This is a genomic window from Nocardioides panacihumi, assembly GCF_039530925.1.
GTDB lineage: Bacteria > Actinomycetota > Actinomycetes > Propionibacteriales > Nocardioidaceae > Nocardioides > Nocardioides panacihumi.
The window spans coordinates 358,258-383,278 of the sequence record NZ_BAAAPB010000001.1 but is presented as its reverse complement, the minus strand read 5'-3'; the positions used below and the strand labels follow the sequence as shown (position 1 = coordinate 383,278).

25 protein-coding genes are annotated in these 25,021 nt (G+C 71.6%); 13 read left to right on the top strand and 12 right to left on the bottom strand.

Annotation, left to right across the window (positions count from 1 at the left end):
* The first annotated feature begins 336 nt into the window (after positions 1-336).
* Both ABD205_RS01855 and ABD205_RS01850 read left to right on the top strand, forming a co-directional pair.
* Positions 337-513, top strand: coding sequence for a hypothetical protein (locus ABD205_RS01855; RefSeq protein WP_344041819.1), 177 nt, complete (start codon positions 337-339; stop codon positions 511-513).
* Between the two features lie 261 nt (positions 514-774).
* Complete coding sequence (locus ABD205_RS01850; RefSeq protein ID WP_344041817.1) at positions 775-1,374, top strand: hypothetical protein; 600 nt, start codon at positions 775-777, stop codon at positions 1,372-1,374.
* Positions 1,375-1,506: 132 nt separating this feature from the next.
* Here the strand turns inward: ABD205_RS01850 and ABD205_RS01845 are convergent, their stop codons facing one another.
* The gene (locus tag ABD205_RS01845; protein ID WP_344041815.1) at positions 1,507-2,691 is read right to left on the bottom strand and encodes an alpha/beta hydrolase family protein; all 1,185 of its coding nucleotides are present in this window, start codon (positions 2,689-2,691) and stop codon (positions 1,507-1,509) included.
* A 108-nt stretch (positions 2,692-2,799) separates the two neighbouring features.
* Here ABD205_RS01845 and ABD205_RS01840 point away from each other — a divergent pair, with 108 nt between their 5' ends.
* The 4 genes from ABD205_RS01840 to ABD205_RS01825 all read left to right on the top strand — a co-directional run bounded on the left by ABD205_RS01840 (position 2,800) and on the right by ABD205_RS01825 (position 7,860).
* The gene (locus tag ABD205_RS01840) at positions 2,800-4,083 is read left to right on the top strand and encodes a glycoside hydrolase family 1 protein (RefSeq protein WP_344041813.1); all 1,284 of its coding nucleotides are present in this window, start codon (positions 2,800-2,802) and stop codon (positions 4,081-4,083) included.
* Positions 4,080-6,692: a family 78 glycoside hydrolase catalytic domain gene (locus tag ABD205_RS01835; RefSeq protein WP_344041811.1), complete on the top strand. Its 2,613-nt coding sequence runs from the start codon at positions 4,080-4,082 to the stop codon at positions 6,690-6,692. The genes ABD205_RS01840 and ABD205_RS01835 overlap by 4 nt, the downstream gene beginning before the upstream one ends.
* A 121-nt stretch (positions 6,693-6,813) precedes the next feature.
* Positions 6,814-7,281, top strand: coding sequence for a putative molybdenum carrier protein (locus ABD205_RS01830; RefSeq protein WP_344041809.1), 468 nt, complete (start codon positions 6,814-6,816; stop codon positions 7,279-7,281).
* Between the two features lie 75 nt (positions 7,282-7,356).
* Complete coding sequence (locus ABD205_RS01825) at positions 7,357-7,860, top strand: hypothetical protein (RefSeq protein ID WP_344041807.1); 504 nt, start codon at positions 7,357-7,359, stop codon at positions 7,858-7,860.
* A 163-nt stretch (positions 7,861-8,023) separates the two neighbouring features.
* Here the strand turns inward: ABD205_RS01825 and ABD205_RS01820 are convergent, their stop codons facing one another.
* Positions 8,024-8,353 (bottom strand): TraR/DksA family transcriptional regulator, encoded by a 330-nt coding sequence (locus tag ABD205_RS01820; RefSeq protein ID WP_344041805.1) that lies wholly within the window; start codon positions 8,351-8,353, stop codon positions 8,024-8,026.
* A gap of 155 nt (positions 8,354-8,508) precedes the next feature.
* Here ABD205_RS01820 and ABD205_RS01815 point away from each other — a divergent pair, with 155 nt between their 5' ends.
* On the top strand, positions 8,509-9,345 hold the full coding sequence (locus ABD205_RS01815; RefSeq protein WP_344041803.1) for a hypothetical protein: 837 nt from the start codon (positions 8,509-8,511) through the stop codon (positions 9,343-9,345).
* 125 nt (positions 9,346-9,470) lie between these two features.
* Positions 9,471-10,499, top strand: a complete 1,029-nt coding sequence (locus ABD205_RS01810) for a hypothetical protein (protein WP_344041801.1) — start codon at positions 9,471-9,473, stop codon at positions 10,497-10,499.
* A gap of 279 nt (positions 10,500-10,778) precedes the next feature.
* Here the strand turns inward: ABD205_RS01810 and ABD205_RS01805 are convergent, their stop codons facing one another.
* Together ABD205_RS01805 and ABD205_RS01800 are read right to left on the bottom strand one after the other, a co-directional pair.
* The gene (locus ABD205_RS01805; protein ID WP_344041799.1) at positions 10,779-11,309 is read right to left on the bottom strand and encodes a cupin domain-containing protein; all 531 of its coding nucleotides are present in this window, start codon (positions 11,307-11,309) and stop codon (positions 10,779-10,781) included.
* Positions 11,306-12,232, bottom strand: coding sequence for an MBL fold metallo-hydrolase (locus tag ABD205_RS01800; protein WP_344041797.1), 927 nt, complete (start codon positions 12,230-12,232; stop codon positions 11,306-11,308). Before ABD205_RS01800 ends, ABD205_RS01805 begins: the two co-directional genes overlap by 4 nt.
* Before the next feature lie 162 nt (positions 12,233-12,394).
* On the opposite strand from ABD205_RS01800, the gene ABD205_RS01795 reads away from it, so the two are divergent.
* Complete coding sequence (locus tag ABD205_RS01795) at positions 12,395-13,678, top strand: multidrug effflux MFS transporter (RefSeq protein ID WP_344041795.1); 1,284 nt, start codon at positions 12,395-12,397, stop codon at positions 13,676-13,678.
* Here ABD205_RS01795 and ABD205_RS01790 read toward each other — a convergent pair.
* Entirely contained in the window at positions 13,569-14,504 is a 936-nt protein-coding gene (locus ABD205_RS01790) for a LysR substrate-binding domain-containing protein (protein WP_344041793.1), read from the bottom strand. The genes ABD205_RS01795 and ABD205_RS01790 overlap by 110 nt on opposite strands.
* 130 nt (positions 14,505-14,634) lie before the next feature.
* On the opposite strand from ABD205_RS01790, the gene ABD205_RS01785 reads away from it, so the two are divergent.
* Positions 14,635-15,564 carry a LysR family transcriptional regulator gene (locus ABD205_RS01785; RefSeq protein WP_344041791.1) on the top strand — a complete coding sequence of 310 codons (930 nt, stop codon included), beginning with the start codon at positions 14,635-14,637 and terminating at the stop codon, positions 15,562-15,564.
* A gap of 5 nt (positions 15,565-15,569) precedes the next feature.
* On the opposite strand, the gene ABD205_RS01780 is transcribed toward ABD205_RS01785, so the two are convergent.
* Genes ABD205_RS01780 through ABD205_RS01750 form a run of 7 tightly spaced genes read right to left on the bottom strand, consistent with a single transcriptional unit; the run spans position 15,570 to position 22,785 of the window.
* Positions 15,570-16,316 carry a hypothetical protein gene (locus ABD205_RS01780; protein ID WP_344041789.1) on the bottom strand — a complete coding sequence of 249 codons (747 nt, stop codon included), beginning with the start codon at positions 16,314-16,316 and terminating at the stop codon, positions 15,570-15,572.
* A 56-nt stretch (positions 16,317-16,372) separates the two neighbouring features.
* Complete coding sequence (locus tag ABD205_RS01775) at positions 16,373-17,695, bottom strand: FAD-binding oxidoreductase (protein WP_344041787.1); 1,323 nt, start codon at positions 17,693-17,695, stop codon at positions 16,373-16,375.
* A complete protein-coding gene (locus ABD205_RS01770) occupies positions 17,695-18,837 on the bottom strand; it encodes an FAD-dependent monooxygenase (RefSeq protein ID WP_344041785.1) in 1,143 nt (380 codons plus the stop codon). Before ABD205_RS01770 ends, ABD205_RS01775 begins: the two co-directional genes overlap by 1 nt.
* Positions 18,838-18,861: 24 nt before the next feature.
* The gene (locus tag ABD205_RS01765; protein ID WP_344041783.1) at positions 18,862-19,833 is read right to left on the bottom strand and encodes an alpha/beta hydrolase; all 972 of its coding nucleotides are present in this window, start codon (positions 19,831-19,833) and stop codon (positions 18,862-18,864) included.
* A complete protein-coding gene (locus tag ABD205_RS01760; RefSeq protein WP_344041781.1) occupies positions 19,830-20,675 on the bottom strand; it encodes an ATP-binding cassette domain-containing protein in 846 nt (281 codons plus the stop codon). Before ABD205_RS01760 ends, ABD205_RS01765 begins: the two co-directional genes overlap by 4 nt.
* A gap of 5 nt (positions 20,676-20,680) precedes the next feature.
* Entirely contained in the window at positions 20,681-21,784 is a 1,104-nt protein-coding gene (locus tag ABD205_RS01755) for an ABC transporter permease (RefSeq protein WP_344041779.1), read from the bottom strand.
* Positions 21,785-21,789: 5 nt separating this feature from the next.
* Entirely contained in the window at positions 21,790-22,785 is a 996-nt protein-coding gene (locus tag ABD205_RS01750; protein WP_344041777.1) for a sugar ABC transporter substrate-binding protein, read from the bottom strand.
* A gap of 190 nt (positions 22,786-22,975) precedes the next feature.
* Between ABD205_RS01750 and ABD205_RS01745 the strand changes: the two genes are divergently transcribed.
* From ABD205_RS01745 to ABD205_RS01735, 3 genes are all read left to right on the top strand, one after another.
* Positions 22,976-23,266 carry a putative quinol monooxygenase gene (locus ABD205_RS01745; protein ID WP_344041775.1) on the top strand — a complete coding sequence of 97 codons (291 nt, stop codon included), beginning with the start codon at positions 22,976-22,978 and terminating at the stop codon, positions 23,264-23,266.
* A gap of 6 nt (positions 23,267-23,272) precedes the next feature.
* On the top strand, positions 23,273-24,271 hold the full coding sequence (locus ABD205_RS01740; RefSeq protein ID WP_344041773.1) for a fumarylacetoacetate hydrolase family protein: 999 nt from the start codon (positions 23,273-23,275) through the stop codon (positions 24,269-24,271).
* The coding region (locus tag ABD205_RS01735; RefSeq protein ID WP_344041771.1) for an aldehyde dehydrogenase family protein at positions 24,268-25,021 on the top strand (754 nt) is incomplete at its 3' end. The genes ABD205_RS01740 and ABD205_RS01735, both read left to right, overlap by 4 nt.

Genomic DNA, 25,021 nt, shown 5'->3' with positions numbered 1-25,021 from the left:
GGACTGCGTAGTTCTGCGGGTGACCGGGTGTGACCGTCGTCGCACGCTGTCGTGTACGACGTCTCCGCACGTGGCGGGAAGGAAGTGAAGGCCCATGACCGCAAAGACGAACGCTGGCAGCCGAACCGTCGCTGTCCAGCTGCGCAGGATTCTTCTGGAGCTGGCACGGCGCGAGGACGAGTGTGCGGCTGACGAGCGGGCTACGTTGCCGTACTGGCTGGCGTGCCCCCCGTCGGTCCAGGGGCACCGCGCGGCTGCCGACGCGCTCCGCGAGCAGGCGGATCGCCTGCTCGCGCGCACGCGCCCCACCCTCGCTTCGGGGGGAGGTCGGATCGCATGACCTGGCACGTCATCACCGTGGCGAAGAGTGAGCTCGGCCTCGCGCTCGGCGCGATCCGTCTCGGCGGCGGCACGATCACCTCGACCAGCCCCTCCGCCGAGGACGTCGCCATCACGTACGTCGTCGGCGACGAGCGAGCGACCCTGGTCCCGCCCTACGCGGCCGTGGGCTGAGCCGTGTGGATCTCGATCGCGTCCATGAGGGACGTCGTCGTGACGCTTGTTCGCGGCCGATCGTGTGCCGCCGCGGTCTGTTGCGCGGACAGGTAACCGTCTGTTCGCAGGGGTAACCGTCAGTTCGATACGCCTCCTGACCGTTGCAAGGGTCATCCAGTGTGTCGAACTGACGGTTACCCCTGGGGGCCGGACCGGGGTCTGGACGAGGTCTGAGGAGACCCAATACAGTGGGCGTCTCATCGACTCTCGGGGGACGTCATGCACGCGGTCGGGTTCCGGCGTACGGCGGTCTGGACGTCCGTCGCTCTCGCCGGCGTCGCGCTCCTCGCCGGGTGCAGGCCGACCGGCGGTGACCGCGCCGACTTCGGGCCGACGACGAGCTTGCAGCCGTCGCCGGCGCGATGCGACGTACGCCGGTCCGTGATGTCGGCGCGCAACGCCATCCGTCTCACCGACCTCGGCGCGACGACGGGCGGCTGGTCGGTCACGGACGTCGACTTCGGCCGCTGCGCACCCGTGCCATCGGTCGGCTGGAGCTGCGACCTGCCGTTCCCGTGGCAGACGACGGTGGCCCTGGGGCCGGCGATGGCCGCCCTCGGCGTACGGAGCGCACGCATCGCGACCGTCGTCACGCCCCACCGGACGGTCACGGAGACGATCCTCGACCCCGACGCCGGCGCCTCCGGTGCACAGGTCCTGCGCAAGCTCCGCCGGGCGTGCCCTGGACACAGCACGCACGCCACCATGCTCGCGTCAGGCCCCGTCGTGCTGGCCCTCGACCTCACGGACGGCACGTGGAGTCACGCCCACGAGCGCCGGGTGATGCACGCGGCCGAAGACGCGCTGGCGCGCGGCTGAGCCTCCTGGGTGACACTTCAAAACTGTCTCGGTGATAGTTGGGCCGTTCGGTGACAGTTGCGAAGTGTCACCGGTCGCTCAAAGTGTCACGGTGACAGTTTGGTCCCGCGGGGTGCGGGCCTCCGGCCGGGATCAGGCGGGTGCAGCCGCAGCCGACCCGCCTGAGGACTCCGAGAAGACGTCCTCGATCCAGTCGGCGGTGAACGCGCCGACGTGGGGGAGGTGGTCGAGGCCGATGTGCTCGGTCGCGCCCTCTTCGGGCGTGAAGATCCGCAGCTCCCGACGGGGGCTGTTCACCGCCTGGTCGTAGGACTGGTGCGCATAGCGCACGTTGATCTGCCGGTCGTTCGAGCCGTGCGTGATGAGGAACGGACACGTGATCTGCGAGACGACCCCGTTCAGGTGGACGGCTGCGGCCGCCTCGATGAAGGTGTCGACGTCGTCGTACCCCCAGACCCACAGCACGTGGTCCCAGTAGTGCGGCACCGGGTTCTCGCCCTCACGCTCGAGGCGTGCCTTCTGCACCTCGCCCCAGTTGTGGTTGGCGCCCCACGCGACCGCGAGCGCGAGCCGCTTCTCGAACGCTGCCGCCCGTGGCACGTAGTAGCCGCCCAGCGACCAGCCGACCAGGCCGACGCGGTCGAGGTCGACGTCGTCGCGGGTCTCCAGGTAGTCGACGCACGCCGCCGCCCAGTCCTCGGTGGTCACCCGCGCCTTGAGGTCGCCGAAGCGCAGCGCCTCCCCGCTGCCGGGGCAGTCGACCTGCAGCACGGAGATGCCGCGCGCCGCCATCTCGGCCGGCCAGCCGGACGTGTACATGTGCTCCTTGGTCGAGTCCAGGCCGTTCCACATGATGATGGTCGGCGCCGGGCTGCCGTCGGGGCGCTCCGCGCGAGTGAAGTACGCCGGCAGCTCGCTCCCCTCGAACGGCACCGCCACCCGGGTGGTGGCCGGGTCGATCAGGTCGAAGGACTTCTGCATCAGGTCGAGGCAGTGCTGGTAGACGTCGCGGCGTGACGGGTCCTTGGCCGACTGCATCCGCTCCGCCTGGCACAGGTACGCCGCCGCGCGGAGGTACTTTTGCCCAGCGGTGCGCAGGTGGCCGGCCTTCTCCGCCTCCGCCGCCTGCTGCTCCAGCTGGTCGGCGACGCTCTGCCACGACCGCATGAACTCGGCCGTGCCGACGTCGGAGCCCTGCTTGGCGAGCTCGCGGATCGGGCGGCAGGCGCGGTCGACCTCGTCGATCAGGCCGCCGCTGTTGAGGGTGGCGGCGACGCCGAGGTTCCAGATGTAGTTGCCGGGGAAGTACTCGAACATGGCTCGACTGTGCCTGCCGTCACAGCGCCGCGGAACCAGCCAGCGGTGATGCTAGGTATCGGCGAGGAGCTCGTTCCGCTCGGCCGCGATGTGCCGTTTGCTGGGCACGTGACCGACATCACCTTCCCGCCCGGCTTCCTCTGGGGCGTCGCCGGTTCGGGCCATCAGACCGAAGGCGACAACGACAACAGCGACACGTGGTTCGCCGAGCGGACGACGCCGAGCGTCTTCGCGGAGCAGTCCGGCAAGGCCTGCGACAGCTACCACCGCTGGCGCGAGGACCTCGACCTGGTGACGAGCCTCGGGCTCGACGCCTACCGGTTCTCCGTCGAGTGGGCGCGCGTCGAGCCCGAGGAGGGTGTCTTCTCCGACGAGGCGCTCGACCACTACGAGGCGATCGTCGACGAGTGCGTCGCGCGTGGGCTCGTGCCGATCGTGACCTACAACCACTTCACCGCGCCGCACTGGTTCGCGAAGCGCGGCGGCTGGCTCGACCCCGACGCGCCGGCCCTGTTCGCGCGCTACTGCGACCGGGTGACGGCGCGGTTCGGCGACCGGATCGGCTACGCCGTCACGCTCAACGAGCCCGACCTGCCCCGGGTGCTGTCGTGGCTCGGTCTCCCGGACTTCGTCCACGACCTCGAGCGGGCGACGCTCGCCGCCGCGAGCGAGGCGGCCGGCGTGCCGGCGTACCGGCTGGGCAACGTGGTGCTGCCCGAGGAGCTGGACGCGATGGAGGACGGTCTCGCCGCTGCTCACGTCGTCGCGAAGGCCGCCATCAAGGCACGGCGTCCGGAGCTGCCGGTCGGCCTCTCGCTCGCGCTGATGGACGACGTCGTCGTCGGCGACGACGCGTCGGTGCGCGACCGCAAGCGCGCCGAGGTCTACCGGCGCTGGCTGGAGCTCGCGCGGGAGGACGACTTCCTCGGCGTGCAGAACTACGAGCGGGTGCCCTACGACGGCGACGGCCAGGTCCGTCCGCCGGAGGGCGCGGTGCTCAACCAGATGGGCACCGAGATCGAGCCCGAATCGCTGGCCGGCGCCGTGCGCTACGCCCACGGTGTCGCCGGTGTGCCGATCTTCGTGACCGAGCACGGCCTGGCCAGCAACGACGACACCCTGCGCGTGGCGTTCATCGAGCCGGCGCTGACCGCCTTGGGCGAGGCGATCGCGGACGGAGTTCCCGTGCTCGGCTACACGCACTGGACGCTGCTCGACAACTTCGAGTGGATCTTCGGCTACGCCTTCCACTACGGCCTGCACGAGGTCGACCGGGACACGTTCGAGCGACGCCGCAAGCCGAGCGCCGACGTGTACGCCGCCTTCGTCGCCGCCCACCGCATCCCGGCGGATCTGGCGGATCCCGTGGAGCCGGTCGAGGAGTCCGCGTGACCCCCACCCGGCTGCGCGCCGAGCTCCGTCCCGACGCGCTCGGCGTCGACGCCCCGGAGCCCCGGCTGTCCTGGCTGCTGCCCGAGGGGGCGGGTCGGCAGGAGGCCTACGAGCTGAGCGTCGACGGCCGGGTCGTCGCTGTCGAGGGCGCGGAGCACACGCTCCGGCCGTGGCCCGACGCCCCGCTGTCGTCGGGGGAGTCGCGGGCCGTGCGGGTGCGGGTGCGCACCGATCTCGGCTGGTCGGAGTGGTCGGAGCCGCTGGACGTCGAGGCGGGGCTGCTGTCCGCCGCGGACTGGGTCGCGGACTGGGTCTCCCCGGCCCCGCTCGAGCGCGGCTCCGTGCCGCGGGCGGGATTCCGGCCGGCGTACCGGCTGCGCGGCGAGGTCGTGGTCGACCGCCCGGTGCGGCGGGCGCGGCTGCACGTGACCGCGCACGGCGTCTACGAGCCGTGGCTCGACGGCCGGCGGGTCTCGGACGACGAGCTGACGCCGGGCTACACGGAGTATCTGCAGCGGACCCAGGTGCAGACCTACGACGTCACCGCCCAGCTCACCGTGGGCCGGCACGTGCTGGGTTCGGTGCTGGCCGACGGGTGGTTCCGCGGCCAGGTCGGTCTGACCCGCGCGCACGACCAGTGGGGTGACACGACGGCGTTCCTGGCGCAGCTCGTGCTCGACCACGAGGACGGCACGCGCACGGTCGTCGGCACCGGCGGCGACTGGCGCTGCGCGACGTCGCACATCCTCGCCGCGGACCTGATCGAGGGTCAGCAGGAGGATCGCCGGCTGGTCGAGCCGGACTGGTGCACGCCGTCGTACGACGACTCGGGCTGGAGCAGCGTCGACGTCGTCGACCGGGGCCACGACATCCTGACCGGCACGCCGGCGCCGCCCGCGCGGCCGGTGGAGTCGCTACGCCCGGTGTCGGTGAGGCGGCTGCGCGAGGGTGTGGACGTCGTCGACTTCGGGCAGAACATCAACGGTCGCGTACGGCTGACCGCGCTCGGTCCGGCGGGCACGCGGCTCACACTCACGCACGGCGAGGCGCTCGGTGCCGACGGCGACGTCACTCTTGCTCACCTCGTGCCGAACACGCCCTTCCTCCCCGAGCCGCTCAGCGCCGGGCAGGTGGACGTGGTCGTCTCGGCGGGGGTCGCCGGCGACGCCTTCGAGCCGCGGTTCACCACGCACGGGTTCCAGTACGTGCGCGTCGAGGGGTTGCCCGAGCCCCTGGCGTGCGGCGACATCACGGCGGTCGTCGTCCACACCGACCTCGAGCCGCGCGGGGCGTTCAGCTGCAGCGACGAGCGGCTCGACCGGCTGCACGACGCGGCGGTCTGGAGCTTCCGCGGCAACGCCTGCGACCTGCCGACCGACTGCCCGACCCGCGAGCGGGCCGGCTGGACCGGCGACTGGCAGCTCTACGTGCCGACCGCCTCCTACCTCTACGACGTCGACGGCTTCTCGCTGAAGTGGCTGCGCGACGTCGCCGTCGACCAGTGGGACGACGGCGTGGTCGCGTCGATGGCGCCGATCCCGCCGGTGGAGATGCAAGGCCTCCTGCACGAGGTGAACGGCTCCGCCGGGTGGGGCGACGCGGTCGTGCTGGTGCCCCTCGAGCTCTACCGGGAGTACGGCGACGTGGGCGTCGTCCGCGAGCTGTGGCCCGTGATCGTGCGCTGGCTGGACCGGGTCGAGCAGATGGCGCGCAAGGACCGGCACCCCGACCGGGCCGCTCGGCACCCCGAGCCGCGGCCGCACGACGACTACCTCTGGGACACCGGCTTCCACTGGGGAGAGTGGCTCGAGCCGGGTGAGGAGCCGACGGACTTCATGGCCTTCATCAAGGCCGACAAGTCGGAGGTGGCGACCGCGTTCTATGCCTGGTCGACCCGGCAGGCGGCGTACCTCGCCTCTGTGCTCGGTCTCGACGCCGACGCGGAGCGGTACGCCGACCTGAGCCGCCGCGTGGCTGCGGCATGGGCGACCGAGTTCGTCGAGGACGGTCATGTCGTGCCGCGCACGCAGGCCAACCTGGTCCGCGCCCTCGCCTTCGGGCTGCTGCCCGAGGACCTGCGGCGGCAGGCCGCCGACGACCTCGCCGACCTCGTGCGGGCCTCGGGGGTGCGCGTCGGGACCGGCTTCCTTGCCACGCCCGACCTGCTCCCGGTGCTGGCCGACCACGGCCACCTCGACCTCGCCTACGAGCTGCTGCTGCAGGAGTCGTCGCCGTCGTGGCTGGCGATGATCGCGCGCGGCGCCACCACGGTCTGGGAGCGCTGGGACGGCATCGACGACGACGGCGTGCCGCACGAGTCGCTCAACCACTACTCCAAGGGCGCGGTGATCTCGTTCCTGCACCGCTACGTCGCGGGCCTGCAGCGGCTCGAGCCGACCTGGCGACGCTTCCGCGTGGAGCCGCGACCGGGCGGCGGGCTGACCAGCGCGTCGACGTCGCACCTCTCGCCGCACGGCACGGTCGCGGTGTCCTGGACGACCACGGACGGCTCGCTGTCGCTGAACGTCACCGTCCCGCCCGGCTGCGTGGCGGAGGTCGTCACACCTGACGGCACGGTCGAGGTCGGCCCGGGGAGTCACGTGCTCTGACGTCGAGTCGGCGCGTCCTGGCACCTGGGGAGGGTCGAGTCGGCGCGTCCTGGCACGTGGGGAGGGTCGAGTCGGCGCATCCTGGCACGTGGGGCGACCTCGATGTACGCAAGACTGAGTCGTGCGCATCGCACGGATCGTGTCGGGTGGACAGACCGGCGCCGACCGCGCCGCGCTGGACGCCGCGATCGCGCACGGCCTGGAGTACGGCGGCTGGTGCCCCGCCGGCGGCTGGGCCGAGGACCTCCCGGACCCGCCCGGACTGCTCGTGCGCTACCCGGGTCTGTGTGAGACGTCGTCGGCCGATCCGGCTATGCGGACCCGCCTCAACGTCCGTGACAGCCACGCGACCGTCGTCGTCGGCGGCCCGGGCCTCTCGCGCGGCTCCGACCTGGCGGTCGAGACGGCGGTCCGGCTCGGTCGGCCGTACCTCCTCGTCGTCGACGAAGCGGACGCCGTCCGTTGCTGGCTCGCGTTGCTCGGCAGCGAGCTGACCCTGAACGTCGCCGGGCCGCGGGAGAGAGAGCGGCCCGGTGTCTACGCCGCGACGTGGGAGCTGCTCGGCACGATCCTTGGGCTGCACGCCTGACGCACCGTGATGAGAGTCGGGGTTGTACCGCGTTCTGCTGATGATCCGCGACCTCATCGGGCGCAGACTCGTCCTATGGACACTGGGGATCGGGTGCCGGCGTACCTCGTGGCGCTGGTGCGGCATGTCGAGGACCTGCGCGACGGCACCCACGGCGGGGCGGACGAGCGTGGCGACAAGGAGGCGGTGTTCGTGCGGGCCGCCGACTGGCTGGCGCCTGTCGCGGTCGGCGTGCTCGAGGAGGTCGACGCGACCCTCCTGCTCTCCACGGGGGAGGTGGCCGACACCGGGCTGGTGCACGAGGACGACGGGACTCTCGCCCGTTCGTGGACGCTGTCCTGGCCGGAGCAGCGCGATCGCGGGCTCGAGCCGGTGACGTTGCGCGTGTGGTTCGGGGGCGGCTTCCACCATCCACACCTGCGCGGCGCGACGGTGCACGACTGGCCGCTCAACGTCGACGAGGAGGGCGAGGCGCGCGATCTGCTGCCGCTGCTGCGCAGTGCGGTGGCTGCCGACGTGCACCATCTGGTGTTCCAGTCCGACTGGCGCCTCATCCCGGCGGTCGGTCGCCGGGGCTGAGCGGCCGAGGGGGTGCGAGGATGCGCCGACTCGGCCCTCCTGGGGTGCGAGGATGCGCCGACTCGGCTCAGCAGGGGTGCGAGGATGCGCCGACTCGGCTCAGCAGGGGTGCGAGGATGCGCCGACTCGGCTCAGCAGGGGTGCGAGGATGCGCCGACTCGGCTCAGCAGGACACGCACGTACGGGCGGTCGGCCTGATCTCGAGCCGCTCGGCGGCGATGGGCCGCCCGCAGCGCTCGCAGGTGCCGTAGGTGCCCGCGTCGAGGCGGGCCAGCGCCTCCCCGACGTCCGTCAGGTGTCGCTCGGCCTGCTGGACGAGCGTGGCGACCTGTGAGCGCTCGAACGCGATCGTCGCGCCCTCGGGATCGTGCTCGTCGTCGGCGTTCGTCGCCCGGGAGGCCTCGACGATCTCGCGGAAGTCGCCGGTGAGCTCGCCCAGCCGCCGTTGTGTACGCCGGCGGTCGTCGAGCAGTCGCTCGCGGATGGCGTCCATCCGGCAAGTGTGACTCGTCTCTGGCGCGCCCCGGACGTCATACGAGGTGGTCGTCGGGACCGACACCTCGTATGACGTTTTATACCCAACGCGTTGTGTATTCTGTACTCCGATGCGGCTCAGCCGCACGATCGGATCTCGGGAGGGTTCACGTCTTGTCACATCTCGTCCACCGTCTTGTCGGCGCCTTCGTCGGCGCCGTCTCCGTCTCGACGTTCGCCGTCGTCGGCACCGCAGGCGCTCAGGCCGCCACCGCCACGTGCCCGATCGATCAGGTCACCGAGCAGGGCACGTGCGCCCCGCTCGTACCCGAACCGCCGCCCACGGACTTCCAGAAGAAGCAGGCCGCGGAGAAGGCGGCGGCTGCGGGTGGCCTGGCGACGACCATGAGCACCAACGACCCCGGTGGCGGTCCGGACGCCTACGTGCTCCCTGAGGTCAAGGCGATGAGGATCTTCAAGGAGGGTGAGGGCAACGGGAAGAAGTCCTACACGTGCGGGCCCGCCGCCACGCGCAACATGGTGGCCGCCATGTACAAGCGCCGGACCGGTGCCTACAAGGACTTCGGTGAGGCCCAGTTCGCGACGTGGGAGAAGACCACGACGGCAGGTACGTCACGCGCCAACGTGGCCCGCGCCCTCAATGCGCACTTCAGTTCGTTCGGCCATTGGACGACCAGTCGCCCGACGAGCAAGGCGTCGCTTCTGACCACGGTCAAGTCGGACACGAGTGTCTATCACCAGCCGGTGATCGCCAACATCGACACCGGATATCTCGAGGAATTCTGGGGCAAGAATCTCCCTCACTTCGACCTCATCTACGGATACGACGCGACGGGTGCCACGACGTTTCTCAAGTTCGCTGAGGAATGGGATCCCATCTACATCTATGGGGCGTCGACGTACGGAAATCCTTACGGCCATCAGAAGGCGACACTCCAGCACGCGTTCACCGCGATCACCCACACCGCGATCCACGGGATCGTCTCGTGAACCGTTCGAGGCGTGCGGTCGCAGTTGCAGTTGCCTTGATGGTGCTTGTCGGGTGCAGTGACCACGAGGTCGTTGCCGAGAGTCGGAAGCCGACGCAGCACCCGCTGGCGGGGCAGGGGCCGCCCATGACGCTCAGCACAGTCGGGACGGTCAAGCTCGGCACGGACGTCAACAGTCCGATGGCCATCGGGCATGTCGGGCGCGACATCGTCGTGCTGCCCACGCAGGAGCCGGGTGCCCCGAGCTGGAACACGGTGACGGTCGTGGACCCAGCCGCCGGCACCTCCCGCGCCGTTGCTCACAGCGCCTGGCCCCGGGGGCTGATCAACTGGGTCGCGACCACCGGTGACTGGGTCGTCTACACGGATCAGTCGCACAGACAGGGCGACGGAAGCTACGAGGCTCTCTGGCGGATCGAGGCGATCGACCTCGTCACCGGCAGCCACCGAACGCTCGCCTCGAGCGGGCGGAAGGAGTCGGCGTTGATCCCCGTCGTCCAGGCGCAGGACGGTCTCGTGCTCTGGACCGCTCCGGAGGCCGACAGGTCGGCGAAGGAGTTGGTCTGGAACCCGGGCTCGGCCGCGCCGTACGCCGTGCTGCGGCACAAGGAGATGACCCCCGACAGCGTCACGATCGACGACGGTTGGCTCTACTACCTCGGACCCAACGGTCTCGGTCGCAAGGGGCACACGGTCGGGGGCGACTGCTGGCGAGTGCCTCTCACCGGGGGTACGCCCGTGGCGGTCACCCACACCGCCCTCGCGATGGGGTGCGCGGCCCGTGGCAGCCATCTGGTCTGGTCCCAGCACATCGACCCGGAGACGCCGAACCCGCCGCCGAACGACGGGATCTTGGACAATCCGTACTCGCTGTGGACCGAGACGATCAACGCGGACACTCCTTCCGCGCCGGTCAAGATCGATGAGGGCTACAACGGCACCTACCAGCTGCACCCCGTCGAGCATGCACTCGTCTGGCAACAGGCGTCGGCCCAAGTGATCGTGTCGTCGCTCGCCGATCCGTCGAATCGGATCGCCGTACCAGGACACATCGGCACCTATACGGCCGGCCCGGGCGACCTGCTCGCCTATATGCGCCGGACACGCACCGGGATCAGCGTCACCCTCGACCGGATCGAGGTGAAGGAGCCGTGATCGGAGCGTCGTGGCGCCGGGTGTCATACGGAGTGACTGTCAGGACGACCAGCTCGTATGACCGAGCACCTCGACCGGTCGTGGGCCGCGCGGGACGTCGTACGAAGTGGTCGCCGGGACCACCGCCCCGTATGACGTCCGGGGCCTCGGCCGGCCCGGCGCGGGACGTCGTACGCACCGGCTGCCAGAGCAACCACCTCGTATGACGTCCCAGGGACCCGGCGCCGGACGTCATACGCACCGGCTGCCAGAGCAACCACCTCGTATGACGTCAGCGGACTAGCGGGGGCCGCCGTGCATCAGCCCCGCCAGTCCACCGGGGAGCGTCGAGGCCAGCGCCGGGTCGAACTCCCCGTCGACGAGCACGAACACCACCCTCGCCACCTCGGAGCCCCGGTTCGCCCAGGCGTGGTCGGTGCCGCGCTGGACCACGATGTCGCCCGCGCGCAGGGTGACCTCGGAGTCGTCGAGGACCAGGGTGATCTCGCCGGACAGCACGATGCCGTAGTCGACCGACGCCGTGCGGTGCACCGGCGACTGCAGGCCCCGTTCGTCGAGGTGGCCGGGGGCGAACTCGTTGATCCGGATCTTCGTCCCCCGCGCCGGAGGGGGTACGGCGAGGGTGCGCTCGGTCGGCTCGCTCGGCTCGACGGCGGTGATCCGGGCCGGTGCGCCCTCGGTGTTCCAGACCTCGTGGAAGGCGACCCCGTCGTCCGGCAGCTGCCGGCTGACCGGCACCGGCCCGTCGGAGAGCACGACGGAGACACCCGCGGCGGTGTGGCCGGTGACGACCCGCCGAGGAGCGCTCACGCGTGGCTCACGATCGGGCCGCCGTGCAGGGCGACCATCTCGGGCCAGAGGTTCGGGATGCTGAGCCGGAAGGGCGGCTCGTAGTCGGTGAGCTCGACGTACGCCCGGTGCAGATTGCACACCACGCGCTCGCCCTCCGGCCAGTCGGGGCAGACGTCCGACTTGTGCTTCTGGGCAGCCTCCAGCGGCGTCAGCCCCGCTGCGTAGGAGTCGGTCGCGATGGCTGCGATCCGGTCGACGTACGCGTCGAGGTCATCGAGCACCCGGCCGACCTCGTCGCCGCGGCAGGCCGGCCCGTGCCCGGGCACGAGCACGTCGGGCTCGAGGGCGCGCATCCGCCCCAGCGCCTCCTTGAAGCCCAGCATCGAGCCCTCGAGGAAGATCGGGTGGCCGCCGGAGAAGGCCAGGTCGCCGGCGAACACCACCTTCTGCTCGGGCAGCCAGACCGCCACGTCGTTGGTCGAGTGCGCGGGTCCCATCGTGATCAGCTCGACCGGGAAGCCGTCGAGATGGAGGGTCAGCCTGTCGGAGAAGGTCACGTCCGGCGGACGCACGCTGAGGTCGCCGTAGTCCGCCGGGAGCTCGTGGGTCGCGGCCAGCCCGGCGCGGAGGACGCCCTCGCGGCACAGGTGGTGACCGACGATCGTGGTCGTCGGCGGCAGGAAGCCGTTGCCGTAGGTGTGGTCCGGGTGGTGGTGGGTGTTCACCGCGATCTTCGGGTCGCGGGCGCCGACGCCGGCGACCTCCGCCAGGAGGGCGCGGTTGCGCTTCTCGGTCGAGGTCGTGTCGACGAGCACGGCGTCGTGCGAGGCGTCGGTGATGACACCGCAGTTGTTGACCATCCATCCGCCGGCCGGCTGGACGTAGGCGTAGACGCCCGTCGCCAGCTCCTGCAGGTACGGCGTCCCGTCGTCCCAGGTCACGTGTCCTCCTCGATCCGGTGCCGGTGGCACCGGTGTGTGCCTCCCGTCACAGTCAGCCCGATCCGGCGGTCGTGGACAAGGCCCGCTGGCATCACCAGCACCGATCACTGGCATCCGCGATCGACCGTGTTCCGCGACTCCGGAGGCCGTGAGACTTCGGCGGTGTCCACGGCTCAGCGGCAGGTCCGCACCAGCGCCGAAGTCGGCTGGCCGCTGCTCCTCGTGCTCGCCTCCCTGGCGGCCGTCGCCCCGGTCGCGACCGACCTCTACCTGCCCGGGTTCCCGCAGCTGCGCGACGACCTGGGCGTCTCCGCGAGCGCCGTCCAGCTGACCCTGACCGCGTTCCTCGCCGGGCTCGCCGCGGGCCAGCTCGTGATGGGCCCGCTCTCGGACCGCTACGGGCGACGGCGACCCCTGATCGCCAGCGCCGCGGTCTGCGTGGCCGCGGGTGTCGTCTGCGCGCTCGCCCCGAACCTCGGCGTCCTCGTCGCGGCACGACTCGTGCAGGGCTTCGCGGGGGCCGGCGGGATGGTGATCGGGCGGGCGGTGATCGCCGACCTGGTCACCGGCCGGGTGGCCGCGAAGGCGTTCACGCTGATGCTCACCGTCGGGGGCGTGGCCCCGGTGCTGGCACCCTTCGTCGGCGGCCTGCTCGCCGACGCGGTCGGCTGGCGCGGGATGCTCTGGACGGTCGCCGGCCTGTGCGCCGCGATGCTGGTCGGCGTGGTGGTCGTGCTCCGCGAGACCCGCCCGCCCGAGGCCCGGACCGCGACCCGGACGTCGTACGCCGCCGGGCTGCGCGTCGTCGTCGGCACCCGTGGCTACTGGCCGCCGGTCGCCGTGCTGGCGCTGTCGTTCGCGATGATGATGGCCTACATCGCCGCGTCGCCGTTCGTCTACCAGGACGTCGTCGGCCTCTCGGCGGTCGGGTACGGCGTCGCGTTCGGCGTGAACGCCGTCGGGCTGATCTCCGCCGGCTGGGTGACCAGCCGCCTCGTCGACCGCATCGATCCGGCCCGCCTCGTGCGGGCCTGCATGAGCGTCCAGCTCGCCGCCACGCTCACGTTCGTGCTGCTCGCCGCGAGCGGTGCGCCGACGTGGCTCCTCCCGGCTCCGATCCTCGTCGCGGTCGCGACGAACGGCGGCGTGATGGGCAACTCGGCGGCGCTCGCCATGTCGCAGGTGCGCGAGGTCGCCGGCACCGGCAGCGCGGTGCTCGGCTGCACGCAGTTCACCCTGGGCGCCCTGGTCTCACCGCTCGTCGGCCTCGGCGGGGAGGACTCGGCCGTGGTGCCGGCCGTCGTGATGGCGACCGCCTCCCTGCTCGGGTGGCTCGTCAGTCGAGCTCGTCCTCGAGGTCGACGGCCACGTCGTGCAGCAGGTGGCGCAGCCACACCACCGCCGGGTCCTTCTCGCGACGCGGGTGCCAGTGCGCCGACTCGGTGATCCGCACCGGGTCGACGGGCGTGTCGGCCACGACGAGGTCGAGGATGGCCGTGCAGCGGCGGGCGAGGCGTGACGGGACGAAGGCGCACATGTCGGTGCCGGCGACGGCGAACGGCAGCGTGAGCAGGCTCGTCACCTGCACGAGCACGTTGCGGTCGGCCAGGCCCTGGGCCTCGACCGCCAGCTCGAGGGGGCGGCGGCGGTCGCCCGCCGCGCCGAACTCGGCGACCGCGTGCGGCATCCGGCGCAGGTCGTCCAGGCTCAGCGCCCCGTCGCGCATCATCGGGTGGTCGCGGGCGACCAGGCAGACGAGGTGGTCGGTGAACACCGGCTGGGTCCGCCCCGGGAACTCGAAGCCGAGCGGCGCCACCACCAGGTCACGCCGCATCAGCTGCGTCTCGATCTGGTCGCGTCGTACGTCGAGGGGGTCGAGCGCCAGCGTGCAGCCCGGCGCCTGGTCGGCGAAGGCGCGGGTGAGCGGCCGGGCGATCACCGTCATGGCGTACTCCGACATGCTCACCGCGAACCGCTTCGTGCTGCTCGCCGGGTCGAAGTCGCGCTGGTTGCCGAGCAGCGCCTCGGCTGCCTCGACCGCCTCGGCGACCCGCGGGCGCAGCTCCTCGGCGAGCGGGGAGAGCTCGAAGCCGCGCCCCGCGCGCACGAGCAGCTCGTCGTCGAAGTGCTTGCGCAGCCGCGCCAGCGCGCCGCTCATCGCCGGCTGGCTCATCGTCATCCGCTCACCGGCGTGGGTGAGGTTGCGCTCCTCGAGCAACGCGTGGAGGGAGAGCAGCAGGTTGGCGTCGACGCCCCGCAGCTGTTCCCTCACCCTGACGCTCCCTGTTCGTGTCCGACGTGACCGCGCTCACCCGTGCCATGGGACTCTAGTGGTCTGTGCACGCAGGGGCTTCGAACACAGATCACCAGTGCGGCACCACCAGTTCGAGAGAGGAAGCGCGATGGCGCTCGGCGGCACCGACCTCAACCTGCTGCTCCCGTTGAAGGTCCTCCTGGAGGAGGGCAACGTGACGCGTGCCGGCCAGCGCCTGGAGCTGAGCCAGCCCGCGATGAGCGCCGCCCTGGCCCGGCTGCGGCGGCGCTTCGACGACGAGCTGCTCGTGCGCGCGGGGCGCGACTACGAGCTGACGCCCTTCGCCCGGGACCTCCTGCCGGAGGTGCAGCACGCCGTACGTCTGATGGGGTCGGCGCTCGACCTGGAGGACGAGTTCGACGCGGCCACCAGCCAGCGGACCTTCCACCTGACGATGAGCGACTACTCCATCGCCGTCGTGCACGAGCCGCTGGTGCGGCTGGTCGAGGCGGACGCGCCGGGGGTGCGGCTCAGCATCGGCCACCTCGGTCCGGAGTCGCGCTCGTCGGACCGGCTGCTGCTCGACAACGACGCGGTGATCGCGCCGCTCGGCTTCGGCTTCCCCGGCATCTCCCGGCCGCTCTGGCGCGACCGGATGGTCGTGCTCGCCGACCGCGGCAACCCGCGCCTGGTCGACGGCCGGCTGACGATGGCCGACCTCGCGGTGCTGCCACATGCCGTCGGCTCCTTCGGCGCGGGTGTGCTCACGCCCGTCGACCGGGTCTTCGGCGACCACGGCATCGAACGGCACATCGCCCTGCAGGTCTTCGGCTACCTGCCGCTGCCGTTCGTCATCGAGGGCACTGAGATGGTCGCGGTCGTGCCCGAGCGACTGGCCAACATCCACCTGCGCGAGGGCGGCTCGGTCACGGTCGTCGAGCCACCCTTCGGCGAGGTGCTCCTGCCGGAGGGCTACTGGTTCGCGCCGGACCGGCTCTCCGACCCGGCGCACCGCTGGCTCTTCGGTCGGCTCGACGCCGTCGGGGAGGAGCTCTCAGCGGGATCGGTCGACGCCTAGCGGCCTCACCGACGGTGGTGGACCGCCACCACCGCGAACGTCTCCGACCCACCGGCGACGTCCTGCTCGCGGACGATGCCGACGCCCCGGGCATACAGCTTCAGCGACACCACGCCCGGCTCGAGCCTGGTCCACTCGAAGGTGCGCAGCACGTGCCGGAAGGTCCGCATCGGCGTGGCCTGCGACCGCTTGAACCCGACGATCCACGCCTGGTCCTCGGCGTGGCCGCGGAAGAACTCCTGCCGGTAGGCGTCGGTCGGCCGCGGGTCCGCCGGCATGATGAGGCCCGCCCGGGCACCTCGTACGCCGGCCTGCCACGAGCCTTCGCGGCTGTCGAGCGCGCCCTGTGCGTCGAAGGTCGCGGTGCGCTCGCCGAAGTACCAGACGTTGCCGGAGTCGTCCGCGGCGTACCAGTCGGTCGTGCTCTCGGCGAGGGTGCCGTCGGTGCGGTGCAGGACGTCGCGCACGACCCGCGTGGTGACCCCCTGGATCACCTTGGTGCGACCGGTGACGCGCACGCGCTCGCGGAACCGCGCGCCCTCGTCGGTGCCACGGAGCACCGTGACGGTGCCCGGCACGAGCGGGAACCACGGGTTGGCGACCGGCCGGGCGAACGCGGCCGGATCGGGGGCCGCGCTCGTCGCGGTCGGCGACGTGGCGGCGAGGGGTGTCTGGCTCGGACGGGCGTCCGCCCGGGCCACGACGAGCGTGGCGGCGATGGCCGTCAGGGCAGCGAGCGTCGAGAGTCGCATCGGTCCTCCCTGGGATGGTCGTGCCTCCCAGTGTGGACCCGATCGGCCGCGCCGGCTCAGGTCAGGTAGCCGACGAAGAGCCGGTCCGGGTCGCGGTCGGCGTACACCCGGCCGAGCCGCTCCCAGGCCTCCTCGGAGAGGAAGCGGTGCGGCCGGCGCCGGAGGTCGCTGTCGCCGACGTACTGCCCGACCGTGACCGGCTCGAGGTCGGCCATGGCGCCGGCCAGCCATGCCTGGTGGTGCTCGTCGTCGTCCGCGTCCTCCCACGGCACGTACGCCGCCAGGTAGATCTCCGACTGCACGGAGAACGCCATGTCCGGCAGCTCCCGCAGTGGCGCCATGCTGAACCAGATGGTGAACGCCTTCTCGTTGGGCAGCGTCGTGTAGGCGCGCCTCATGGCCGGCACGACCTCGGCCGCGATCCCCGACAGCCAGGCGTTGTCGACCGCCCAGCGGTGGCCCTCCGGGTTGTCCTGGAGCTGCCGGGCCCGCTCCGCCTCGGGCGTGGTCGGCTCGGCGTCGATCACGAAGATCGCCCGGTCGAGCGCCGGGTTCTTACGGAACGGCGCCAGTGCCTGATCGGCCTCGTGCTCGTCGTCGACCATGGCGAGCGCCGTGACGAGCAGGATCGGCCCGGGCGCGACGAGGGGGTCGGTCTTCGTCAGCGCGACGATCTCGACGGTGTCGGCGACGCTCGCGTGCGTGTCGTGCAGCCAGGTCATCACCTCGTCGAAGTCGTCGAGACCGAAGGCCTGCACCGTGTGCGCGAAGTGCCGCGGCAGCGGCCGCGTCTGCAGGTGGAACCGCGTGACGACGCCCGGGAAGCCTGGGCCGGCACCCCGTGCGGCCCAGAACAGGTCGCTGTTCTGCGTCGCGTCGGCGCGCACGAGCTCGCCGTCGGCGGTCACGACGTCGACCGCGACGACGTACTCCGCCGCCCAGCCCCAGCCCCGGGCGTTCCAGCCCTGGCCGCCCTGGAGCAGGAAGCCGCCGATGCCGACGGTCGGGCAGTGGCCGCCGAGGAAGAACCGCCCCCGCTCGGAGAGGTACGGCGCCAGGTCGGCGCCGCCCCGGACGGCCGGCGAGGCGGCCACGATGCCGGTCGTCTCGTCGTACGAGATCTCCTGGAGCCCACCGAGGTCGATCACCAGCGCGTCGTCGCGCACCGACCACTGCGCCCAGCTGTGCCCGCCGGAGCGTACGGCGACCTGCCAGCCGCGCTCGCGGGCGAGCCGTACGGCGGCCACCACGTCCGCCTCCGTCTCGGCGCGTACGACGGCGGCCGGCTGCCGCTCGGGCAGCCGCCGGTTGAAGACCCGTCTGACCCGGGCCTCCTCGAAGCCGGCCGCGCCCCGCTCGAGGGGGACGACACCGCCCATCAGGCGGGCTGCACCAGCGCGTGGAGCGTCTGGCCCATGATCCGGCCGGGGTCGGCGCCGGGGGTGTCGGGGTGGATCTCCCACTCGGCGAGCGTGAGGCTGTTGTCGAGCACCATCTTCACGCGATCGAAGCGGCGCTCCATGAACGCCGGCAGCACGTCGTCGACCTTGTCCCCGCTGGTCAGCATCTCGGCAAGGACGACGGCGTCCTCGGCGCACATCGCTGCGCCCTGCGCGATCAGCGGCGGGCAGGCGTGCGCGGCGTCGCCGACGATGATCGAGCGACCCCGGTGCCAGGGCGACTCCACGCAGATCGCCTCGATCCACTGGTAGTTGACGATGGCGTCGTCCGCGAGGCTGTCGCGCACCTCGCCCCAGGTGCCGCCGTAGCCCTGACCGCGCTCCTTGAGCTCCTTGCCGCGAGGGCCCTCGCCGACGAAGGAGCGGTCGAGGTTCTCCTCGAGCAGGAACGCGTAACAGAGGTCCTCCGAGATGGGCGTGTAGCCGGCCTTGTACTTCGGGCCGCCGTAGTAGAGCTCGGAGCAGTCCATCTCGGCCGGCCGCTTCGCGACCGTGCGCCAGATGCCCATGCCGACCGGCCGCGGCTGGTCCTCGATGCCGATCATGCCGCGCACCGTGGAGCGGATCCCGTCGGCGCCGACGAGCAGGTCGACCGTCTCGGTGCTGCCGTCGGACAGCGTCACCGTGACGGAGTCGCCGTGGTCGTCGATGGCGGTGAGCGTCGTGCCGAGGCGCACGTCGACGCCGGCCGCGACGACCTCCTCGGCCAGGATGTCGGCGATGTCGCCGCGTACGGCGCCCATCGTGCCCGGCAGGTCCGGACCGCCCATCGGCGGCGTGGGGATCTCGGCGATGACGTGGCCGTCGGCGGTCCTGAGCCGCAGGTGGTTGAACGCGTAGCCGCGCTCGGCCAGGCGGTCGTAGATGCCGACCGAGCGGAACGCCTTGAGCGCGTTGCCCTGCAGCGTGATGCCGTGCCCGACCCCGCCGAGGGACTCGCGCAGGTCGACCAGCACGACCTCGACGCCCTTCTGGGCCAGGGCGAGCGACAGCACGCCGCCGGTGATGCCACCGCCGACGACGAGGACGCGGTCGAGGGTCGAGGTCTGGGGCTCGGACATGAGGTGACTCCTAGATTCAGGGCGCTAGACGAGGGGGACGACGGTGGCCGGCGTCGCGACGACGTCGGCGATGAGCTGGAAGGCGCGGCCGACGGGCTCGACGTCGGCCGGCAGGTTGAGGAAGCCGTGCAGGACGCCGGGGACGAGGTGCCGAGTCGCCGGCACGCCGGCACCGGCGAGCGCCTCGAGGAAGGGCTCCTGGGACCGGCGCAGGTCGTCGTACTGGGCGTCGACCATGACGACCGGGCAGAGGCCGGTGAGGTCCGCGAGCGCCGGCATCGCGTAGCCGTCGGCCGACTCGGGCGGTCCGCCCACGTAGTTGGCCGTGATGCCGGCGGTCTCCTTCTCGGTGAAGCGGAGCAGGTTCGGCACCTCGACCATCAGCTCGTCGATCTCGCGCGAGCCGGGCGGGAGCACCGGGTGGAAGACGCCGTACGCCGGCAGGAGCGTCGCCGGCTGCCAGCGGTCCTCGTCGCGCAGCCGCAGCACCGCCGCCGTCGCCAGGTTGCCGCCGGCGCTGGCGCCGCCGACCGAGACGCGGGCGTCGTCCACGCCGAGGTCGGTGGCACCGTCGCGCACCCAGCGCACGACCGCGAGGACGTCGTCGAGCGGCACCGGGTGGTCGACGCCGCCGACCGCCAGGCGGTAGTCGACGCTCACCACGACCGCGCCCGCCCGGGCGCAGACCTCGCGCGCGGTCCGGTCGGCCTCGGGCATGTCGAGGTCGCCCATCATGAACGCGCCGCCGTGCATCCAGACCAGGCACGGCAGGTCCCCGCGCGGGCCGGCGGGCGTGTAGACGCGCACCGGCACCGGACCGTGCGGCCCGGCGACGGTCGTGTCGCGGGTCGCCACGTCGGGTGCCGGCGCGGCGTCGCGCCACTGCATGAACGCGTGGAACCGCTCCTCGAGGGCCGGATCGCTCATCAGCTCGTCGAAGGAGTCGATGCCGTCGAGCAGGCCGAACCGCTCGGCGTAGGAGGGATGGACGCTCATGCCACGGTGCCTGCTGCCCGGGGTGCCTCGAACATCGAGGCGCGCGAGCCGGTGATCCAGCCGACGACGTGGTCGCGGTCGGCGCCGGCGACCGGGAGGTCGGCGACCTTCTTGCCGCGGTTGAGGATGACCAGCCGGTCGGCGACCTCGTAGCAGAGCGGCAGGTCGTGGGTGACCACGACGATGGCGATGCCCTGGTCGGCCATCCGGCGGATGAGCCCCTCGACGTTCTTGGTCTGCTCGTAGCCGAGCGCCGCCGTCGGCTCGTCGAGCAGCAGGATGCCCTGCGCTGCGCCGTCCTCAGGGCCAGTGACACGGATGGCGCTGCGGGCGAGCGCCACCACCTGGCGCTGGCCGCCGGAGAGCATCTCCACCGGCCGGGTCATCGGCGCGGTGCGTACGCCGAGCCGGTCGAGCTCCCTCTCGGAGCTGCGTCGCATCGCCTTGCGGTCGACGAAGCCAATCCAGCCGAGCGGGCCCTTGCGGAGCTGCTCCTGTCCGAGGTTGAGGTTGATGGCGATGTCCTGCGGCTCCACCAGCGAGAGGTCCTGGTAGACCATCTGGATGCCGGCCTCCGCCGCGTCGCTGGGAGCGTGGAAGGTGTGCTCCTCGCCGCGCACGCGGATGGTGCCGTGCGAGGGCTTGTGCGCGCCGGACATCACCTTGAGCAGCGTCGACTTGCCGGCGCCGTTGTCGCCGAGCAGGCCGACCACCTCGCCCGGCATCACGTGGATGTCGATGCCGTCGAGGGCGCGGACGAAGCCGTAGTGCATCTCGATGCCGGCCAGCTCGAGGGCTGGAGTCGCGAGCCCCGGGGTGCCGGAGGCGGCCATGTGACTCATGGGCGTCAGACCTTCTTCTGGTGGACGGAGAGGTTGGCGGCCATGAGCCGCTCGGACACGCTCGACTGGATGACCCGCTCGAGGGCGAGGGAGCCGAGCAGGAGGGCGCCCGTGCAGACGGTGGCCCAGTAGGGCTGGATGCCGCGGATGGTCAGGCCGTTGCTGATCGTGGCGAGGATCAGTGCGCCGACCAGCACCCGGGGCAGGCTGCCCCGCCCGCCGGTGAGGGCGACACCGGCGAGGGCGACCGCCGTCAGCGCGTTGAAGATGATCGCCGGGCTCGCCGACGGGCTCGCCTCGGTCACCACCGCGGTGCTGACCAGGCCGCCGAGTGCGGCGAGCAGACCCGAGATCACGAAGCCGAGCACCGTGTAGCGGGTGGCGTGGATGCCGGCACGGCGTACGGCCTCGGCGTTGCCGCCGACCGCCATCAGCCGGATGCCGTCGCGGGTGCGGGTCAGGAAGATCGTGCCGACGATGAAGACGGCCGCCACGATGAAGACCGGCGCGGGGATGCCGGAGAACGAGGTGCCCACCTGGAAGTAGCGGTGCGTGCCCATGAACTCGAGCTGGGTCAGTCCCGGGAAGGTGTAGCCGCCCGCGATGACGGCGGCCAGGCCCGACAGCACCGACAGCGTGCCGATCGTGACGATGATCGGGTTGAAGCCGCGGATGGTGATCAGGCCGTTGAACACGCCGACGACCACACCGGTCGCGAGCCCGGCCGCCAGGCCGAGCCAGGTCGCGTGGCCGTGGGTCAGGATCCACCCGCAGACACAGCTCGAGACCGCAGCGGTGCCCGGCAGCGAGAGGTCCAGGACCCCGGTCATGATCCCGATGCCGACGCCCGCCGCGAACAGCGCGGTCAGCGCGGCCGCGTTGGCGACCAGCAGCGCGTTGTCGACCTTGAAGAAGTAGGGCGAGCACCAGATCGCGAAGACCACGATCAGCAGTCCCCACAGGACGAAGATGCCGCGGTCGCGGAAGAACACCAGGATCGACACGGAGCGCGGCATGTCCTGGACGGGAGGCTTCGTGTCGGGGGCCGGCCCCGGGCCGGGGCCGGCAGTGGTGCCGGTCCCGGCCACGGTCACGTCAGAGTTGGTCACGGTGCTCAACTTCCTGCCTTGACGACCTTCTGCGGAGTGACGAGCTGCTTGCCCTCGGCCTGGGGGTCCTTGACCATCGCGGTGAGGGTGTCGACGTTCTGCGTCATGTCGGCGGCGAACTGGAGCGCGACGACGGCGTAGATGTCGCCGCTCTTGACGGCTGCCAGCGCCTCGTCGTTGCCGCCGGTCTCGGTGATGCAGGGCAGCTTCTTGCCGGCGGCCTTGAAGGCGCCGATCGTGCCGAGCGCACCCTCGTCGTTCTGTCCGAAGACCGCGTTGATGTTCGGGTGACCCTGCAGCGCGTTGCCGACGTCGGTCTGGGCGGCCTGACGGTCGCTCACCACCGTGGTGGTCACGATCTTGGCGTTCGGGGCGACCTGGGCGAGGTACTGCTTGACCGCGTCCTCGTACTCCTGCTTGCCGGCCGTGCCCGGGGCCGCCTCCTCGAAGAGGACCTCCGCCTTGCCGCCGAGCTTCTCGTTGATGCAGTTGCCCAGCTCGGTGCCGGCTGCCTGCCCCTCGGCCTTGTAGTCGATGGTCGCGAAGGAGATGCCCGGCTGCATGCCGCTGAGGCCGTACGCCTCGGGCGTGCCGTTCACGACCATCGGGACGCCCTTCTCCTGGGCGACCTTGATCAGCGACGACGCTGCCTCGGGGGCGACCATGATCGCCCAGACGGCGTCGGCCTTCCCGGACGAGATGGCGGTCTGGAGGTCGGTGACCTGCTTCTGGGGATCGAGGTTCGGGTCCTGGACGACGACGCTGTAGCCCTTGGACTTGCCGTAGCCCTGGATGCCCTCGGAGAGCTGCTTCATCGCGGGGATCTTCAGCGCGAGCGGCGAGAAGACGAGTGTCTTGGTGCTGGAGTCCGAACCCGAGTCGGTTCCACCGGCGGCAGGCTGGGTCGAGCCGCCGCACGCGGAGAGCGTGACGAGACCGGCGACGGCGAGGGCCGTGAGGGCCGCCGCGCCGCGACGCTTCGGCATGGAACGGGTTGTCATGAGTTCTCCTGCGGGGTCGGAGGCGGTGGCGCCTCTGTGGTGTCGATCACAGGAAACCCGCCGCCGCTGGACCGGGGAACCCCGATCGGAGTGATGCCAGGCATCGGTGTCGGCTCTTTCTCCGGGTCGCACACCCCGACCTAGCGTGAGACCGCCATCACACCGACATCACCCGCGAGGAGCCTCACCCATGGCCTACGTCGTCAGCGCCACCTGGACCGCCCAGCCCGGCAAGGAGGACGTCGTCCGCGACGCGATCGAGAAGCTCACGCCGCCCTCTCGGATGGAGCCCGGCAACCGCTTCTACCAGGCCTTCCAGGACCCGGCCGAGCCGCTCGTCTTCCGGCTCTTCGAGATCTACGACGACGAGCAGGCCTACCTCGCCCACGGCGCGTCGGAGCACTTCACCGAGTACGGCCACGGGCAGGCCATCCCCGTCCTCGCGAACCGCGAGCGGGCCTTCTACGAGACGATCGGCTGACCTGACATGAGACTGGCCGCCTTCCGTCGTACCGACGACCCCGGGGGGACCCGCCGCGTCGGGCTCGTCGTCGGCGACGGCTCGGGGTGGTGGCTGCACCCGTTCGAGGACGGCACCGACCTGGTCGAGCTCCTCGCCGCCGATCCGGCCGCTCGCGAGGAGGCCGCGGACGACGCGGCCCGTGGCGACGGGCTGCGCCCCGACGACGTCGTGCTGCTGCCGCCCGTCCAGCCCGTGTCCATGCGCGACTTCCTCACCTTCGAGGCGCACGTCGACGGCATGGAGCGCGGCCACGGAAACCCCGGCACGCCGGCGCAGTGGTACGACGCTCCCGTCTTCCTCTTCATGGCGCCGCACGCTGTCACCGGTCCCTACGACGCCGTGCCGATGCCGCCCGACACCGAGCGTCTCGACTTCGAGCTCGAGATCGCGGCGATCGTCTGCCGCGACGTCCGCAACGTGACCCCGGAGCAGGCCCGGGGGGCCATCGGCGGCTACTGCGTGATGAACGACTGGTCGGCGCGGGACGTCCAGGGCAAGGAGATGTCCCTCAAGCTCGGCCCGTCGAAGGGCAAGGACTTCGCCACCACGATCGGTCCCTGGGTGGTCACCGCCGACGAGCTCGACGGCTGCCGCGACTCCGACGGCTTCCTCGACCTCAAGATGACCGTGAAGGTCAACGACGAGCCAGTGGGCACCGACCGGTCCGGCAACATGGGCTGGTCGTTCGAGCAGCTCGTCTCCCACGCCTCGCGGGCGTCCTGGGTGAAGGCGGGCGAGGTGCTCGCGTCGGGCACCTGCGCGAGCGGCTCACTCGCCGAGTCGTGGGGCCGCAACGGCAAGCTCGTGCCGCCGCCGCTGCAGGTCGGCGACGTCGTCGAGATGACGATCGAGCGGCTCGGCACGATCCGCAACGTGGTCGGCCCCCTGGAGGAGAGCGTCGCCGCCGTCGCGCCCGCCCGCCGGCGCAGCACGGTCGGTGGGCGCCTGGAGGCGTCGGCATGACCGTCGTCACCCGCAACCCCGCCACCGGCGGGGTGCTGGCGACCTACGACGCGCACGACGAGGCCGGCGTCGAGCAGGCGCTCGCCGACGTGCACGCCGCATCGCAGGCCTGGCGCGACACCCCGCTCGACGAGCGGCTCACCCTGCTGCGCGGCGTCGGCAAGCTGCTGACCGAGCGCCGCGAGGAGTACGCCGCGCTGATCACCGCCGAGATGGGCAAGCCGATCACCGAGGCGCTCGGCGAGATCGACAAGTGCGCCTGGAACTGTGAGGTCGTCGCCGACCTCGCCCCGGGCTGGCTCGCCGACCACGAGGTCGCATCCGGAGCGTCGCGCTCCTGGCTGTCCTACGAGCCGATCGGCGTCGTCTTCGCGGTGATGCCGTGGAACTTCCCGTTCTGGCAGGTGCTCCGCTTCGCCTGCGCAGCCCTCGCCGCGGGCAACGCGGCGCTGCTCAAGCACAGCCCCGACGTGACCGGCTGCGCGCTCGCGATCGAGGCGCTCGTCGCCGACGCGGCCGCCGACGCCGGGGCACCCGTGGGGCTGTTCCGGAGCCTGGTCGTCGCCGCCGAGGACGTGCCCGCGGTCTCGCGTCGGGTGGTCGAGGATCCCCGGGTCGCCGCGGTCACCCTGACCGGCAGCGAGCGGGCCGGATCCTCGATCGCCGCGGTCGCGGGTGCGGCGATCAAGAAGTCGGTGCTCGAGCTCGGTGGGTCGGACCCGTTCGTCGTCCTGGCCGACGCGGACGTGC

Excerpts from the sequence above, each read along its gene's own strand:
- ABD205_RS01775 (WP_344041787.1), bottom strand. The coding sequence starts at position 17,695 with ATGGGCGGTGTCGTCCCCCTCGAGCGGGGCGCGGCCGGCTTCGAGGAG.
- ABD205_RS01760 (WP_344041781.1), bottom strand. The coding sequence starts at position 20,675 with ATGAGTCACATGGCCGCCTCCGGCACCCCGGGGCTCGCGACTCCAGCC.
- ABD205_RS01745 (WP_344041775.1), top strand. The coding sequence starts at position 22,976 with ATGGCCTACGTCGTCAGCGCCACCTGGACCGCCCAGCCCGGCAAGGAG.
- ABD205_RS01810 (WP_344041801.1), top strand. The coding sequence starts at position 9,471 with ATGACGCTCAGCACAGTCGGGACGGTCAAGCTCGGCACGGACGTCAAC.
- ABD205_RS01845 (WP_344041815.1), bottom strand. The coding sequence starts at position 2,691 with ATGTTCGAGTACTTCCCCGGCAACTACATCTGGAACCTCGGCGTCGCC.
- ABD205_RS01825 (WP_344041807.1), top strand. The coding sequence starts at position 7,357 with ATGGACACTGGGGATCGGGTGCCGGCGTACCTCGTGGCGCTGGTGCGG.
- ABD205_RS01740 (WP_344041773.1), top strand. The coding sequence starts at position 23,273 with ATGAGACTGGCCGCCTTCCGTCGTACCGACGACCCCGGGGGGACCCGC.
- ABD205_RS01750 (WP_344041777.1), bottom strand. The coding sequence starts at position 22,785 with ATGACAACCCGTTCCATGCCGAAGCGTCGCGGCGCGGCGGCCCTCACG.
- ABD205_RS01850 (WP_344041817.1), top strand. The coding sequence starts at position 775 with ATGCACGCGGTCGGGTTCCGGCGTACGGCGGTCTGGACGTCCGTCGCT.
- ABD205_RS01855 (WP_344041819.1), top strand. The coding sequence starts at position 337 with ATGACCTGGCACGTCATCACCGTGGCGAAGAGTGAGCTCGGCCTCGCG.
- ABD205_RS01770 (WP_344041785.1), bottom strand. The coding sequence starts at position 18,837 with ATGTCCGAGCCCCAGACCTCGACCCTCGACCGCGTCCTCGTCGTCGGC.
- ABD205_RS01765 (WP_344041783.1), bottom strand. The coding sequence starts at position 19,833 with ATGAGCGTCCATCCCTCCTACGCCGAGCGGTTCGGCCTGCTCGACGGC.
- ABD205_RS01820 (WP_344041805.1), bottom strand. The coding sequence starts at position 8,353 with ATGGACGCCATCCGCGAGCGACTGCTCGACGACCGCCGGCGTACACAA.
- ABD205_RS01780 (WP_344041789.1), bottom strand. The coding sequence starts at position 16,316 with ATGCGACTCTCGACGCTCGCTGCCCTGACGGCCATCGCCGCCACGCTC.
- ABD205_RS01785 (WP_344041791.1), top strand. The coding sequence starts at position 14,635 with ATGGCGCTCGGCGGCACCGACCTCAACCTGCTGCTCCCGTTGAAGGTC.